At 60.5% G+C, this 15,575-nt stretch carries 8 protein-coding genes and 2 pseudogenes; 8 read left to right on the forward strand and 2 right to left on the reverse strand.

Features of this window, described 5'->3' with window-relative positions:
* The first annotated feature begins 615 nt into the window (after positions 1-615).
* Complete coding sequence (gene bglX / locus MUN79_RS09735) at positions 616-2,949, forward strand: beta-glucosidase BglX (RefSeq protein ID WP_244677482.1); 2,334 nt, start codon at positions 616-618, stop codon at positions 2,947-2,949.
* A 99-nt stretch (positions 2,950-3,048) separates the two neighbouring features.
* Here bglX and MUN79_RS09740 read toward each other — a convergent pair whose 3' ends face one another.
* Positions 3,049-3,903 (reverse strand): SdiA-regulated domain-containing protein, encoded by an 855-nt coding sequence (locus MUN79_RS09740; RefSeq protein ID WP_244677483.1) that lies wholly within the window; start codon positions 3,901-3,903, stop codon positions 3,049-3,051.
* Between the two features lie 282 nt (positions 3,904-4,185).
* Between MUN79_RS09740 and MUN79_RS09745 the strand changes: the two genes are divergently transcribed.
* The 4 genes and pseudogenes from MUN79_RS09745 to MUN79_RS09760 all read left to right on the forward strand — a co-directional run bounded on the left by MUN79_RS09745 (position 4,186) and on the right by MUN79_RS09760 (position 9,697).
* Complete coding sequence (locus MUN79_RS09745; RefSeq protein ID WP_244677484.1) at positions 4,186-4,986, forward strand: phosphatase PAP2 family protein; 801 nt, start codon at positions 4,186-4,188, stop codon at positions 4,984-4,986.
* 90 nt (positions 4,987-5,076) lie between these two features.
* Positions 5,077-5,752, forward strand: a pseudogene (locus tag MUN79_RS09750) (response regulator transcription factor).
* Positions 5,749-6,990 carry a sensor histidine kinase gene (locus tag MUN79_RS09755; RefSeq protein ID WP_244677485.1) on the forward strand — a complete coding sequence of 414 codons (1,242 nt, stop codon included), beginning with the start codon at positions 5,749-5,751 and terminating at the stop codon, positions 6,988-6,990. Before MUN79_RS09750 ends, MUN79_RS09755 begins: the two are co-directional and overlap by 4 nt.
* Before the next feature lie 232 nt (positions 6,991-7,222).
* A complete protein-coding gene (locus tag MUN79_RS09760) occupies positions 7,223-9,697 on the forward strand; it encodes a TonB-dependent receptor (RefSeq protein WP_244677486.1) in 2,475 nt (824 codons plus the stop codon).
* Between the two features lie 109 nt (positions 9,698-9,806).
* Here the strand turns inward: MUN79_RS09760 and MUN79_RS09765 are convergent, their stop codons facing one another.
* On the reverse strand, positions 9,807-10,985 hold the full coding sequence (locus MUN79_RS09765; protein ID WP_244677487.1) for a LacI family DNA-binding transcriptional regulator: 1,179 nt from the start codon (positions 10,983-10,985) through the stop codon (positions 9,807-9,809).
* 326 nt (positions 10,986-11,311) lie between these two features.
* Here MUN79_RS09765 and uxuA point away from each other — a divergent pair, with 326 nt between their 5' ends.
* The 3 genes and pseudogenes from uxuA to MUN79_RS09780 all read left to right on the forward strand — a co-directional run bounded on the left by uxuA (position 11,312) and on the right by MUN79_RS09780 (position 15,560).
* Positions 11,312-12,562: a mannonate dehydratase gene (uxuA, locus tag MUN79_RS09770; RefSeq protein WP_244677488.1), complete on the forward strand. Its 1,251-nt coding sequence runs from the start codon at positions 11,312-11,314 to the stop codon at positions 12,560-12,562.
* Between the two features lie 36 nt (positions 12,563-12,598).
* Positions 12,599-14,718, forward strand: a pseudogene (locus tag MUN79_RS31780) (alpha-glucuronidase family glycosyl hydrolase).
* A gap of 38 nt (positions 14,719-14,756) precedes the next feature.
* The gene (locus MUN79_RS09780) at positions 14,757-15,560 is read left to right on the forward strand and encodes an SDR family NAD(P)-dependent oxidoreductase (protein ID WP_244678303.1); all 804 of its coding nucleotides are present in this window, start codon (positions 14,757-14,759) and stop codon (positions 15,558-15,560) included.
* Positions 15,561-15,575 lie beyond the last annotated feature (15 nt).

The raw sequence follows: 15,575 nt of genomic DNA on the forward strand, positions 1-15,575 counted from the left end.
GTTTGGAACGGTGCAAGATTTCGATTTCCGGCCATTGAGTAGCTCTATATAAAGTGTCTTTACGGACTGAAAATGGTGGACCGACAAACCGTATTCTACTTGAATTCAAGTAAGAACGGGCGGAACATATTGATTGCCAAGCGGCAGAGTTCCACCCTTCGATTATCTGAGGCCAGCCGCTTGCCTGAGCAGTTGAAAAGCTGTTAATTACTAGTAGAAACTGCCGCTGCCCAGGCGGATATTTCTAGACTAAAACCCGGCCCGGCCGCCCAAGCAGCGCTGCCGCTGCCTTAGCAAAGGCCCGTGGCACAAGCCCAAAATCGGCTGCCAACTACGGCTGAAGCACCTGCCAACCACTGCCCCGGTTCGCCCATTCTGGGCCCAGCCCCGGTGCTGCCAGACCGCTAGTCTGCGTGGCTTCATTCCCAATTGAATCGTATTCCCAGACTGTCAACTCTCATCCCGGCCATTTTGCGGCTTCTGGGCCGGGCGTAAGCTCACTGCTGGTGCTGGGCCAGGTGGGCCTGACGGATAGATAACAACGAAACGTGCCGTAAACTGGTGCTGAGTAGCTGTAGCTGGTGGTGTCTTCAATTTCCTACTTCTTCCTTTTCCATGAAACGTACTTTTCGTACCGCCGTGCTTTTGTCGCTGGGCCTGCTGCTGAGCCCGGCGCTGCACGCCCAGAAGGCCGCCCGGGCCGCCGCTTCCAGCACAACCGATGAGCAGAAAATGCAGCGGTTTATCGATGACCTGATGAGCAAGATGACGCTGGAAGAGAAAATCGGCCAGCTCAACCTGATTACCGTCGGCTTCGATGTGACCGGTCCGGTAGTCAGCAAGGATGTGGACGTAAACATCCGCAAGGGCCTGGTCGGGGGCGTGTTCAATACCTATACGCCGGTGGCCGCACGCAAGCTCCAGGATATGGCCCTCAAGGAGTCGAGGCTGCACATTCCGCTGATGTTTGGCTACGACGTAATTCACGGGCACCGCACCATTTTCCCCATTCCGCTGGGCTTGTCGGCTTCCTGGGATATGACGGCCATTGAGCGCAGTGCCCGGGTAGCGGCCGAAGAATCGGCGGCTGACGGGCTGCACTGGGTGTTTTCGCCCATGGTGGATATTGCCCGCGACCCGCGCTGGGGCCGAGTGGCCGAAGGCGCTGGGGAAGACCCCTACCTGGGCTCCCAGATTGCCCGGGCCATGGTGCGCGGCTATCAGGGCACGGACTTGAGCAAGAACAACACCGTTATGGCCTGCCTCAAGCACTTTGCCCTCTACGGAGCAGCCGAGGCCGGGCGCGACTACAACACCACCGACATGAGCCTGCCGCGCATGTACAACGAGTACTTGCCGCCTTACAAAGCCGCCATTGAGGCCGGGGTGGGCTCGGTAATGTCCTCGTTTAATGACATCAACGGCATTCCGGCCACCGGCAACAAGTGGCTGCTGACGGACCTGTTGCGCAAGCAGTGGGGTTTCAAAGGCTTCGTAGCCACCGACTACACCGCCATTCCCGAGATGATCAACCACGGGGTGGGCAACGAGGCTCAGGTGTCGGCTATGGCCCTGAACGCCGGTGCCGACCAGGACATGGTGGGCGAGGTATACTTGCGGAATCTGGCCCAAAACCTCAAGGACGGAACCGTAAAGCAAGAAATCATTGACCTCTCGTGCCGCCGTATTCTGGAAGGCAAGTACAAGCTCGGCCTGTTTCAGGACCCGTACCGCGGCGTAAGTGAGAAGCGGGCCAAGGCTACGCTGATGAAAAAGGAGTTCCTCGACGATGCCCGCGACGTGGCTCGCAAAAGCTTCGTGCTGCTCAAAAACGACAAAAACGCCCTGCCCCTGAAAAAGTCGGGCACCATTGCGCTGGTGGGCCCGCTGGCTACCCGGCAGCACGACCTGCTCGGCAACTGGAGCGCGGCCGGCGACTGGAAGCAGGCCGTTTCCGTGGAGCAAGGTATCCGCAACGTGGCCGGCAGCGGCGTGAAAATCGTGACGGCCCAGGGTGCCAACATCACCGACGACCAACTGCTGATTGACCGCCTCAACGCTTTCAGCGGGGCGCTGAACATCGACAAACGCAGCTCGGAAGAATTGATTCAGGAGGCCGTGAAAGTCGCCCAGGGCGCCGACGTGGTAGTAGCCGTAGTGGGCGAGTCGCAGGGCATGTCGGGAGAAGCCGCCAGCCGCTCGGACATTAGCCTGCCCGGTCAGCAGCTGGAACTGCTCAAGGCGTTGAAGAAAACTGGCAAGCCCCTGGTGGTCGTACTCATGAATGGTCGGCCGCTGACGCTGAACTGGGAAAACCAGAACGCCGACGCCATCCTGGAGACGTGGTTTGCGGGCACTCAGGGCGGTAACGCCATTGCTGACGTACTGTTTGGCGCCTACAACCCTTCCGGCAAGCTCACGATGACCTTTCCGCAGAGCGTGGGTCAGGTGCCGCTGTATTACAACCACAAAAGCACCGGCCGCCCCTTCAACGACCAGCCGTTGGATAAGTACAAGTCGCGCTACCTGGATATTTCCAACGAGCCCCTGTATCCGTTCGGCTACGGCCTGAGCTACACCACGTTTAGCTATTCCAAGCCCGAGCTGAGCGCCAGCACCATGAGCCTGGGCGGCACCCTCGACGTGAAAGTAACCGTGAAAAACACCGGCAACTACGACGGCGAGGAAGTCGCCCAGCTTTACCTGCGCGACGTGGCCGGCTCGGTGTCGCGGCCGGTGCGGGAGCTCAAAGGCTTCCAGAAGGTGATGCTCAAGAAGGGCGAGAGCCGCACGCTCACCTTCCACTTGACCACCGACGACCTCAAGTTCTACAACAACGACCTGCAGTGGGTAGCCGAGCCCGGCGCCTTCCAGGTATTCGTAGGGCCCAACTCCCGCGACACCCAGGACGCCAGCTTCACGCTAAGCAACGGCTCGGCGGCCAACTAAGCCGCTTCAGGCTAAGGGCAGTTGCCAGAAAACAGAACGACCTGCTGAAGTTCAGCAGGTCGTTCTGTTTAAAAGCTGTTTGGCCCCGGAGAGGTAGGCTTACTTGTTGGCCGCAATAGGAGAGGCCCGGAAAAACTGGATGGTCCCGGCTTGGCCATTGTCGCCGATTTCGCTGGAAATGTACAGGTCACCATTCGGCGCAAATGCCAGGCCTTCGGGCTGCGGAAACTGCTTGCGGGGCAGCTTTTGCACGCTCAGCGGGGTGCCCTGGGCATCCAATTCCACCAGGGCGTTGCCGCTGGCTGCCAGCACGAAGATGTGGCGGGTAAGCGGGTGCACGGCCACGGCCGACGGGGCAAACCGGTTGATGGCCGAGCTTGAATTCTGACGCCGGTCCAGGCCAATGAGCTCGGCTACGTCGAGCACGAAGGCGGGCTTGGTCTGTACGTGGTAGGTTTTGGGGTCGAGGCGGTAGATGGCGCGTTTCTGGTCGGGCTGGCCCACGCCGGCCGCTCCTTTGCAGGCTATGAGTAGGGTCTTGGAAGTGGCATCATAGGCCAGGCCTTCGGGATTGTTGGCTGCCGTCAGGCCGGTGGGGTAGGAGCGGGTGGTGCCGTCGTCGTTGTACTTGAACAGCGTACCGTCGGAGCGCAGCACCAGCCAGGCGCCGGGCAGGCGGGCTAGGTCCTCGTAGTCGCCTTTCTTACCAAATTTCAGCGTGGACTCGACGCTCTTACTGGTCAAATTGTAGATGTAGATGGTACCGGTCTGGTCTTCAATGCAGCCCAGGCGCTGATTAGAGAGCAACGCAATGCCCGAGACTTCCTGCAGTTCCTTGGGCAGCGTGTACGTGGCCGTGGGCTGCTGCCATTCGTAGGCCGCAGCGGCCGACTGTGCTACGGCGGAGCTGCCCGTTAGCAGAGCAGCTGCCAGTGAGATGATTACTGTTTTCATAGCAAGTGGAAAAGAGGCGGGAAGAGCAGGGTTCTTTCAACGCAGGCAGGGCGGGGAAGTTGACGTTAAAATATCCTGTTCGGCTAATCATAAGTTGGCCGCTGCGCGTAAGCACGCCTCTGCCCACGACTACTCGGGCTTGCTCAGAATTCCTTCAGAACCGCTGCGTATACCGCCGAAAGGTTGTTTTTTAGCTTTTTATTCCCGCTCACCACTCTGTTTCTTCCCGCTTTTCTGCCTTATGCCTAGTCTAATTGCCCGCAGTGCTGCCCTCGTGGCGGTATGGGCCGCCTCCGTTTTTCCCGCTTTTTCTCAGGTTACGCCCCGGTAAGTGCACCGGCCGATACAACGCATAAGTTTGAAAATCCCGCTGGCGTACCGCCCGTTGTGACCAAGCCGTGGTACAAGGGCAAGCTGGTGAAGGCTACCATCGTGCCGGCCGTGCTGATTACCTACGGGGCTCTGCACGCCAACAACAACGGCTTTTACACCAACGAGCAGGCCAACCGCGACATTCACAAGCTGTTCCCGACTTACCGCACCAAGCTCGACAACCTGCTGATTTTTGCGCCATACGCCGAGCTGGGGCTGGTGGCCTTGGCGGGCGTCGAGTCGCGCGACGACCGGCTCAACACCATGCTCGTGCTTCTGAAAGGGGAAGCCATCATGCTCACGACCGTCTTCGCGGTGAAAAACCTGGTGAAGGAGCCCCGCCCCGACGGCTCCGACAACCTTTCCTTTCCGTCGGGCCATACGGCGCAGGCATTTCTGGCGGCCAGCATTGTGCACACCGAGTTTCGCGACAAAAGCCAGTGGTACGGCGTGGGCGCCTACGCCATTGCCACCAGCGTGGCGGCCCTGCGCATGATTAATACCAAGCACTGGCAAAGCGACGTGGTAGCCGGCGCGGGGTTTGGCATTCTGTCGGCCCACTTGGCTTACCTAACCCACCGCAACCGCTGGGGCCGCAAGCCGCTGCTGCGCGAGGGCATGAGCTTTTCGCCCACCTGGCAAACCGGCTACACGCCCACGGGCAATCTGGCCGGGGGCGCGGGCCTGCGCTTTACCTGGCAGCTGCACTAGGCGGGCTCGGGTAAAACTCATTTTTGCTTCAGAATCTTCCCCGATGTTTGGGTCTGATTAAAGATTTTGGGTCCTGACTTGGCGTAGCGTATGAAGATTCTGATTGTGGAAGACGAGCCCGCCCTGCGCAGCTCCATGGTAGAATACCTGCGCCACGACGGCTACGTCTGCGAAACGGCCGACGGCTACCGCTCGGCCCACGAGAAAATCAAGCTCTACAGCTACGACTGCGTGCTGATTGACCTGACCCTGCCCGACGGCAACGGCCTGGACCTGGTGCGCACGCTCAAGGCCGACAGCTCCCGGCCGGGGTGCTCATCATTTCAGCCCGCGACTCGCTCGACGACAAAGTGTTGGGCCTGGAATTGGGGCTGATGACTACCTGGCCAAGCCCTTTCACCTGGCCGAGCTCAACGCCCGCCTCAAGGCCATTATCCGGCGGCGGCAGTTTCAGGGGCAGCGCCAGTTGCTGTTTCGCGACCTGAGCGTATTTCCCGACCAGGCCTTGGTGCTGGTGCGCGACGAGCCGCTTACGCTCACCCGCATGGAGTACGATTTGCTGCTGTTTCTGCTGGCCAACCCCAACCGGGTACTGACTAAGGAAAGCATTGCCGAGCACCTCTGGGGCGACGACGCCGACACGGCCGATTCCTTTGACTTTATCTATACCCACCTGAAAAACCTGCGCAAGAAAATGCAGGAAAAGGGCCTGGATAACTACATCCGGACCATGTACGGCATGGGCTATAAGCTCAGCACCGAGTGAAGCTGCTAGCTACCACCAACCGCTACTATCTGCTGCTGGCCACGCTGGTGTTTGCCCTCGGCAGCGTGGTGCTGTATTATGGCATCAGCCTGGCGCTGCGCATAGAAGTAGATGAGCAGCTAGTGAATCAGCAGCGCGAAATTATGCGCAGTAGCCGGCTCACGAGCGGTTTACTCGATATAGTAGCTCTGAGTTCCGAGCCCCAGCCCGAGGGCCTGCGCGACACCGTGTTGCTCGACCCTACCGAAAACGTGCTGGTGCCCTACCGGCAGCTGGCTTTTCGGGTGAAGGGGCCGGGCCCGCCGCAGTGGGTGACGCTGCGCAAATCATTGCTCGAAACCGAGGACATGGTGGGCCTGGTGCTCACGGTGATGCTTACGGTGCTGGGCTTGCTGCTGCTGAGTCTGGGGCTGCTAAACCGCTGGCTGGCCCGGCGCATCTGGAGCCCGTTTCAGCACACGCTGGCCGCGTTGCGCCGCTACGACCTGCAGCATGAGCCCGTGCTGGCCCTGCCGGCCCGCACGCCCATCGATGAGTTTTCGGAGCTGAATCAGGCTTTGCTGCAGATGGGTCAGCGCCTGGAAGCCGATTACCAGTCGTTGAAGGCCTTTACCGAAAACGCCGCCCACGAAACCCGCACCCCGCTGGCCATTATGCAGGCCAAGCTCGAGCAGCTGGTACAGGCCCAGGAGCTGCAGCCCGCCACCGCCGAGCTGGTCGGCGACCTGTACAGCGCCACGGTGCGCCTTTCCCGCCTGCACCAGGCCCTGACGCTGCTGAGCAAGATTGAAAACCGCCAGTTCCCGCAGGCCGTGCCGGTGCAGCTTGATGCGGTAGTGGAAAACCGCCTGCGCCTACTCCAGGACTTCATCGACGACAAAGCCCTGACCGTAACGCAGCACGTGCCCAGCCGCCCGGCGCTGCTGATGCACCCCGCCCTGGCTGAGTCGCTGGTGGGCAACCTGCTGCAGAACGCCATTAAGCACAACCATCGTGGGGGAACACTGCATTGGGAATTAACCAATGACTACCTGAGCGTAAGCAACTCCGGACCGGCGCTGGCGGGAGAGCCGGCCCGCTTTTTCGAACGGTTTCGCAAGCTCAACGCCTCGTCGGAGTCGCCGGGCCTGGGGCTGTCCATCGTGGAGCAGATTTGCCGCTACTACGGCTACTCGGTCAGCTACACCTTCTCGGCTCCCGACTCGGTGCACACCCTGCGCGTGGTCTTTGGCGAGTGAAGATCCGGCCAGATTGCAACCCTGATGAATGTGGCCGGTCAGTGACCCAGCCTCCTGAGCCCGGCTTCAGAATAGGGACAGATTCAGCTCCTAGCTTTGACCCAACGGCTGGGTTTTGGCAAGGCAGCGCCGATACGCGGGGTAGCTGAGAAGAAAGAAAAAGGGTTTTGCCTGCCGGCTTGTTGCCTGCCTGTTCGCGCCGCTACTACCGGCCTGATAAATTTATTTTAGCATGTTTAAGAGTCTGACACGTTCGTGGCGGCCGGCCTTGCCGCTGCTGTTTGTATTGCTGGGTATGGCGGGCGTGGCCCGGGCGCAGTTGGCGGGCACGGTGCGCGGCACCCTGCTCGACGCGGTGAGCAGCCAGCCGGTGCCGTTTGCCAACGTGGTGCTGCTGCGGGCCCAGGATTCCAGCTTTGTGGCCGGAGCCCAGACGACCGAGGCCGGCGCCTTTGTCTTAGAGCAAGTAGCGCCGGGCAATTACACCCTGCGGGCCACGGTGCTGGGCTACCGCGCCGGCCGCAAGCAAGTATCGGTAACGGCCGCCGCGCCCACGGTGCAGCTTGGCACGCTGCGGCTGCGGCCTACTGCCACCCAGCTCCAGGACGTAGTGGTGCAGGGTGAGCGGCAGGTAGTCGTCAACAACCTCGACAAGAAGGTTATCAACGTGAGCAAGGACCTGACCAGCGTGGGCGGCACCGCCTCCGACGTGCTGCAGAACGTGCCCTCGGTGACGGTGGACCAGAACGGCTCGGTGAGTTTGCGCGGCTCCAGCAACGTGACCATCTACATCGACGGCAAGCCCAGCGGGGCGGCCGGTGGGGGCCGGGCCACGTCGTTGGACCAGATTCCGGCCAGCCAGATTGAAAGCGTGGAAGTTATTACCAACCCCTCGGCCCGCTACGACGCGGAAGGCGCCACCGGCATTATGAACATTGTGCTCAAAAAGGAGCGTAACGAAGGCTGGAACGGGTTGGCTACCGTCAACGTGGGCACCAAGGACAAGTACAACACCTCGTTGAGCCTGAACTACCACAAGGGCAAGTTCAACGTGTTCAGTAGCTACGACTTCCGCCAGGACCGCCGCACCGGCTACGGCTCCCTGGACCAGAAAACCACGACCACCAACAGCACCACCGGCCGGGCCGAAACCCTGCAGCTTTTGCAAAACCGCAGCGGCGTGGGCTACAACACCTCCCACGCCGTGCGCGTTGGCGTGGACTACAACCTGACGCCGACCCAGACGCTCACCTTCTCGGTGCAGCCGCGCCTGAACCGCAGCTCCTCCATCGACGATATTCTGGCCCGCCAAACCAACCTGGCCGAAAACACCCCGGTGGCCCTGGGTACCAGCAACCGCTACAACAACGGCGCCGGCCACAACCGCTCCGCCGACCTAAGCCTGGACTACCGCCGCACCTGGGAAGGCCAGAAAGGCCGGGAGCTGACGGCCAGTGCCGTGTACACGCCCATCAGCAGCCGCAATACCATTGGCTCCCGCCTCTACTACCTCACCGACGGCAGCACCACCGAGCAGCAGCAGGAGTTCAAAAACCAAGTAAATCAGGCTTCTGGACAGGTAGATTACGTCCATCCGGTAGGGGAGAAGGGCCGGGTCGAAACCGGGGCCAAGAGCGTGCTGCGCCAGTACGACAACACTTACCTGTTCCGCAGCTCCGCGCCCCTGAAGTTTGACCCTTCGAACCACTTTCTCTACCAGGAATACATTCAGGCTGCCTACGGTAACTTCTCCAACGCGGTGGGCAACCTCTCCTACCAGGCCGGCCTGCGCGTAGAGCAAACCAATACTCATGGTAATCAGCTGTCTACTGGGGAGCAGTTCCGGCGCAGCTACCTCAACCTGTTTCCCAGCGCCGTGCTGACCTACGACGTGAGCAAGGAGCAGCAGGTGCGCCTGAGTTACTCGCGCCGGGTGCAGCGCCCCGACCAGGGCGAGTTGAACCCCTTCACCGACCGGTCGGACCAGCTCAACCTGCGCACCGGCAACCCGCTGTTGCTGCCCGAGTACATTCACTCGCTGGAACTGGGCAACCAGCGCTTTTTTGGGGCCAATAGCTCCGTTACGGCCACGGCCTTTTATAGCCTCGAAACCCAGACCATCAAGGACTTTCGCCAGGTGCTCATCGACCCGCTCACCGGCAACCAGGTCACGAGCAGCACCCGCCTCAATCTGGGCGACGAAACCAACTACGGCCTGGAACTGGTGGGCAGCACCACGCTGACGCCAATCTGGAAGCTGAACGCCAATGCCTCGGGCTTCCGCCGCATCATCAAGGGCTCCGGCCCCAGCACCGACATCAACAACAGCAACTTCGTGTACACGGCTCGCCTGAACACGACGGTGTCGCCCACCAAAAAGCTCGATTTCCAGGTGTCGGTCAATTACCGCTCCCCGGTGGTAACGGCCCAGGGGCGGCGCCAGACGGCTTTCAACACCGATTTTGCCGCCAAGCAAACCGTGCTCAAGGACCGGGGCACCATTTCCCTGCGCGTCTCGGACGTGTTCAACACCCTGCGCTTCAACTTCGACGCCTACGGCCCCGGCCTCGACGCGGTAAGCCGCAACAAGCGGGAGTCGCGCATTGCTTTCCTGGGCTTCACCTACCGTTTCGGTAATAGCAAGCAGGAGCCCCAGCGCAAGCGTCCCGACCACACCCAGGACAGTGGCGGCAGTGGCTTTGAGTAGAAATAAGTAGCGCGAACTTTGTAGTGCGCGTGGCCCAACGATAAGCGTATGACCAAAAATAGGTCGAACGGCGCGGAGCACGCGAACTACAAAGTTTGCGCTACAACTCTTAGATACTCAGCCGGAACAGCGGGCCTTTCCCTTTGAGCGACGACTGCCGAATGACCAAGTCGCCCGACAGCACGTAGGTGCGGGGTTTGAAGTTTTCCTTGAGCCGCACCTGATCCAGAAACAGGCGGGCGGCTTGCTGCCCGATGCGGTAGGGGTGAAGGTCGACCGTTGTCAGGGCCGGCTCAATCATCGAGGCCAGAAATTCGTCGCCGTAGCCTACTACAGCAATATCTTCGGGGATGCGAATGCCCCGCTGCTTCAGGGCCTGAATTACGTCCAGCGCGTTGGTGTAGTTTACCGCAAAAATGGCGTCAGGCGGCTCGGGCAGGGCCAGCCACTTGTCCAGGGCCGCCACCGCCGATTCAGAGCGAAAGTCCGTGTTGATGCGCAGTTCTTCCCGGGGCTCGATGCCGTAGTGGTGCAGGGCGTTGAGGTAGCCCCCGATGCGCTGCTTGCTGATGAGTAAAGCATCGGGGCCGGCCAGAATGGCAATACGCTCACAGCCTTCCAAAATCAGGTGTTCGGTTACGGCAAAGGCGCCGCCCCAGTCGTCGAGCATCACCTGGGCGCTGTTTACTTCGTTGCAGACCCTATCGAAGTGCACTACCGGAATGCCCCGGCAGGCGTCGGCGCGCACGTGGTCGAAGTTCTCGGTTTCGCGGGAGTGGCAAATCAGCAGCCCATCTACACGGCTGGCAATGAGAGCCTGCACGTTGCTCACCTCCGTCTGGTACGACTCCTTCGACTGACAGATCATTACCCGGTAGCCCGACTCGGCCGCGACCTGCTGAATGCCACTGACGGCGGTAGCGAAAAACGGCCGCTCAATGTCGGGAATAAGGACGCCGATGGTGTAGGTTTCGCTGCTTTTCAGGCTTTGGGCCAGTAGGTTGGGCTGATAGTCGAGCTGACGGGCCACTTCCAGAATGGCTTGGCGGGTATTGGGGCTGATGTCGCTGTGCCCGTTTAACGCTCGCGACACGGTGGAAGAAGCCACGCCCAGGGCCTTGGCCACGTCGCTGATGGTGGTCTGGTGGCGCTTGCGCTCCGGCACCTGCGCCGATTTCTCTTCCGTGAAGTGGTAGTCGCAGGCCTTACAGAAGAATCGTTGGCGGCCGCGGATGAAACCGGCCTTCATGACATCGTCGGCCAGCTTGCATTTAACGCACTTTATCATGATAAATGGTATTTTTTAACAATAAGCCGGGTGGGATGGTAGCAGAGCGGGTGGCTTACCGTTTCATTATTCGAAGATAATGTACTAAATATTTTTTGTGCTATGCTGTAGCAAAGATACCTATCACAAACGTTTCCGGAAACGTTTTCGGTATTTTTATTTCGAAATCAGCTAGTTATGGCGGTTTTTGACTTGTTTTTGATAGGTCTACCTACCTTATCTTTAAGGACCGGATCGACCTATGCAGCTGTTTCCGGCTTGTACCGCTCTAAGGCCTGTTAGGGTGGGGAGTACACAAGAAATTGTATTTTTTGCTTCGTTCTGTCATGTTGCACACCATGCGCTGGTTCGGCCCCCACGACCCAGTTTCCCTCTTCGACATTCGCCAGGCTGGTTGTGCCGGCGTGGTAACGGCTTTGCACCAGCTGCCGGTGGGCGCTGTGTGGCCCGTAGAGGAAATCCAGCGCCGTCAGCAGCTTATCGAAGCCGACAACGCCAGTTACTTGCCCCTGCACTGGGCCGTAGTGGAAAGCCTGCCGGTGCACGAAGACATCAAGAAAGGCCGGCCTACGCGCGAGACTTACATAGAGAACTACAAAGAGTCCTTGCGCAACCTGGCCGCCTGCGGTATCCGCACGGTGTGCTACAACTTTATGCCAGTGCTCGACTGGTCGCGCACCAACCTGAGCTACCAGATGCCCGACGGCTCCCTGGCTTTGCGCTTCGTGTGGCAGGATTTCGCCCTTTTCGACCTGTGCATTCTGCAACGCCCCGGTGCCGAGGCCGACTATGAGCCCGAAGTAGCTACTGCCGCCCGTGCCCAGTTTGCCCAGATGACACCCGAGCAGATTGCCGAGCTGACCAACACCGTGCTGCTGGGTCTGCCCGGCTCGGAAGAGGCGTTTGAACTGGCCGGCTTCCAAGCCTTGCTCGACGAGTACGCCAGCATCGACAGCCAGGCCCTGCGCCAGAATCTTTACCATTTCATCCGTGAAGTAGGCCCAGTGGCCCAGGAAGTGGGCATCGGCCTCTGCATTCACCCCGACGACCCGCCGTATCCGCTGCTGGGCTTGCCGCGGGTGGTAAGCACCGAAGCTGATCTGGCCGAGCTGCTGGCCGCTTATGATGAGCCCGCCAACGGTCTTACTTTCTGCACCGGCTCCCTGGGTGTACGGCCCGACAATGACCTGGCCGGTGTAGTGCGCCGCTTCGGCTCCCGCATTCACTTTGTGCACCTGCGGGCCACCAAGCGCGAGGAAAACCCGCGCAACTTCCACGAGGCCGACCACCTCACCGGCGACGTGGATATGTACAGCGTGGTGCGTGAGCTGGTGCTAGAAGAACAGCGCCGGGCCCAGGCCGGGGAAGCAGCAGCTCAGCTGCCCATGCGCCCCGACCACGGCCACCAGATGCTCGACGACCTGAAAAAGAAAACCTACCCCGGCTACTCCGCTATTGGCCGCCTCCGCGGCCTGGCCGAGCTCCGGGGACTGGAACACGGCATTCGGCACGCCTTGGCTGCTGAAGCTTCCGCCGCCGTTACGCTTCCCGCCGCTACCGCTCTGGCTGTCCGCTAGAACCTCCCTTTCCGCTCCCGCTCTTTCTTCCCACCCATGTCCTTTCGCTTCCTTCTGCTCCTGTTGTCTTTCGTCGTGGCCGCTCACCGTAGCGTGGCCGACGACGGGTACCGCCTGTGGCTGAAGTATGACCTGATTTCGGATGCCGGGCTGCGCAAAGACTACCAGAAAGCAGCCGGCGCTATCATTAGCACGGGCAGCTCACCGATTCTGAAAACCGCAGCCACCGAGCTGCAGCAGGGTCTGCAGGGGCTGCTGGGCCAGCCAGTGCCTGTAGTATCTGCCTCGAAAAAGGGGCAGGGCAGCATCATCCTTTCCGTGGATGCTACCGCAAACGTTTCCGGTCAGGCGCTGGGCAAGGATGGCTATTCGGTTTCAACCCGCAGCGGCAATATCGTCATCACCGGCCACACGGAATCAGGAGTGCTCTACGGGGTATTTGCCTTGCTGCGTCAGCTTCAGACGCGCCAGTCTATCAAGAACCTGAGCCTGACCAGCAGCCCCCGGATTCAGTACCGCCTGCTCAACCACTGGGACAACCCCAACGGCACTGTGGAGCGGGGCTACGCGGGCTCCAGCATTTGGAAATGGTACGAGCTGCCCGAGCGTCTCGACCCGCGCTACCAGGATTACGCCCGCGCCAATGCTTCCATTGGAATTAATGGCGTGGTAATCAACAACGTGAATGCCAGTGCCCGCTACCTCACGCCCGAGTACATTGAGAAAGTGGCGGCTTTGGCCGGCGTGATGCGGCCCTACGGCATCCGGGTATATATGTCGGTGCTCTGGGCCGCGCCCAAGGTTATCGGCGGGCTGAGCACTTCTGACCCGCTCGACCCCAAGGTGAAGCAGTGGTGGACGGACCGCACCAACGAAATCTATAAGGCTATTCCCGACTTCGGCGGCTTTCTGGTGAAGGCCAACTCGGAAGGGGAGCCCGGCCCGCAAGATTACGGCCGCGACCATGCCGACGGGGCCAACATGCTGGCTGATGCGCTGGGCCAGCACGACGGGCTGGTCATGTGGCGCGCCTTTGTCTACAAAGCCAACTCCGACGGGGACCGGTTCAAGGAAGCCTACGCCGAGTTTAAGCCCCTCGACGGCCGCTTTAAGCCCAAAACCCTGGTGCAGGTCAAGAACGGCCCGATTGACTTTCAGAGCCGGGAGCCGTTTCACCCGCTGTTCGGAGCCATGCCCCACACGCCGCTGGTGCTGGAAGTGCAGCTGACGCAGGAATACCTGGGCTTTGCGACGCATATGGTATACCTGGCCCCATGTTCAAGGAAACCCTTGATGCCGACACCTACGCCAAGGGGAAAGGCTCGACCGTAGCCAAGGTGGTGGATGGCAGTGTGGATAACCACCAGATTAGCGGCATTGCCGGCGTGGCCAACATCGGCTCGGACCGCAACTGGACCGGCCACCCTATGGGCCAAGCCAACTGGTACGCCTTCGGCCGCCTGGCCTGGGACCACACGCTTTCCTCCGAAGCCATTGCTGAGGAATGGACGCGCATGAGCTTGACCAATGACGCGCCGGCTGTTCGCACCATTGCCGACGTGATGGTCAAGTCCCGGGATATTTACGTGCGCTACACTACCCCGCTGGGTTTGCACCACATCATGGGCCAGAGCATTCATTACGGCCCCGAGCCCTGGTTGTCGAGTAGCGCCCGGCCCGACTGGACTTCGGTGTACTACCACAAGGCCGACGCCAACGGCCTGGGCTTCGACCGGACGGCAAAAGGCAGCAACGCGCTGGCTTTGTACAAGCCCGAGGTGCAGCAACTCTGGAACGACCCCAAAACCTGCCCGCCCGATTACCTGCTCTGGTTTCACCACGTGGGCTGGAATCAGCCGCTGAGCACCGGCCGCACCTTGTGGAACGAGCTCTGCACCCGCTACTACACCGGCGTTGATTCGGTGACCTGGATGCAGCAGCAGTGGGCTGCCGTAAAGCCCCAGATTGACCCCGAACTCCACGCCGACGTAACCGGCCGCCTGCAAACCCAGCACAAGGAGGCCCTCTGGTGGCGCGACGCCTGCGTGCTCTACTTCCAGTCGGTGGCCAAGCAGCCCATTCCGGCTCCGTTCAGCCCACCCACCCGCACCCTCGACGACATCAAACGCCTGGTCATGATTTACCAGTTGCGCTAAACGAATTGAATACCAAATTAATACCCGTCATGAAAAACATGCCGCACGTGAACGGCCACGCCGTGCACACCAGTACCCTTACCCACCAGAATAGCTTTTCCCTGGAAGGGCAGCTGGCTTTAATTACCGGCGGCGGAAGCGGCATCGGCCTGGCCATTGCCCAGTGCATGGTGCACGCCGGCGCCACGGTTATCATCACCGGCCGCCGCGAAGAAGTGCTGAAGGACGCCGTGCAGGCCATGGGCGAATCGGCCCACTACATGGTCAACGACATCTGCGACCTGGCCTCCATTGATGATATGGTGGAGCAGCTCGAAGCCGCCTACGGTCCCCTGGATATCGTGGTCAACAATGCTGGTATCAACCTCAAAAAACCCGCTCTGCAAGTAACTGACGAAGAATTTCACAACATCCTGCACACCAACCTGAACTCGGTATTTGCCCTGACCCGCGCCTGCGCCCGGCGCATGGTGGAGCGGCAGCGCGGCGTGATTCTGATGATTTCGTCGATGGCCGCCTACTACGGCATCGATAGGGTAGTGGCCTACGCTGCTTCCAAGTCGGCGGTGGAAGGCATGGTGAAGGTGCTGGCCTCCGAGTTTTCCGGCGACAATGTGCGCGTCAATGCCATTGCGCCCGGCTTTATCGAAACCGAGATGAGCCGCAAGGCCATGAACAACGACCCCGACCGCCGCGACCGGGCCATGCGGCGCACGCCCATGGGCAAGTTTGGCCAGCCCGAGGACATTGGCAACGCGGCCGTGTTTATGGCCTCCGACGCGGCCCGCTACATTACCGGCGTGTCCCTCCCCGTCGACGGGGGCAACTCCATCGGCTTCTGATTCCAAGAAACTTCA

Origin of the sequence: Hymenobacter cellulosilyticus, from assembly GCF_022919215.1 — a bacterium.
Classification (GTDB): domain Bacteria; phylum Bacteroidota; class Bacteroidia; order Cytophagales; family Hymenobacteraceae; genus Hymenobacter; species Hymenobacter cellulosilyticus.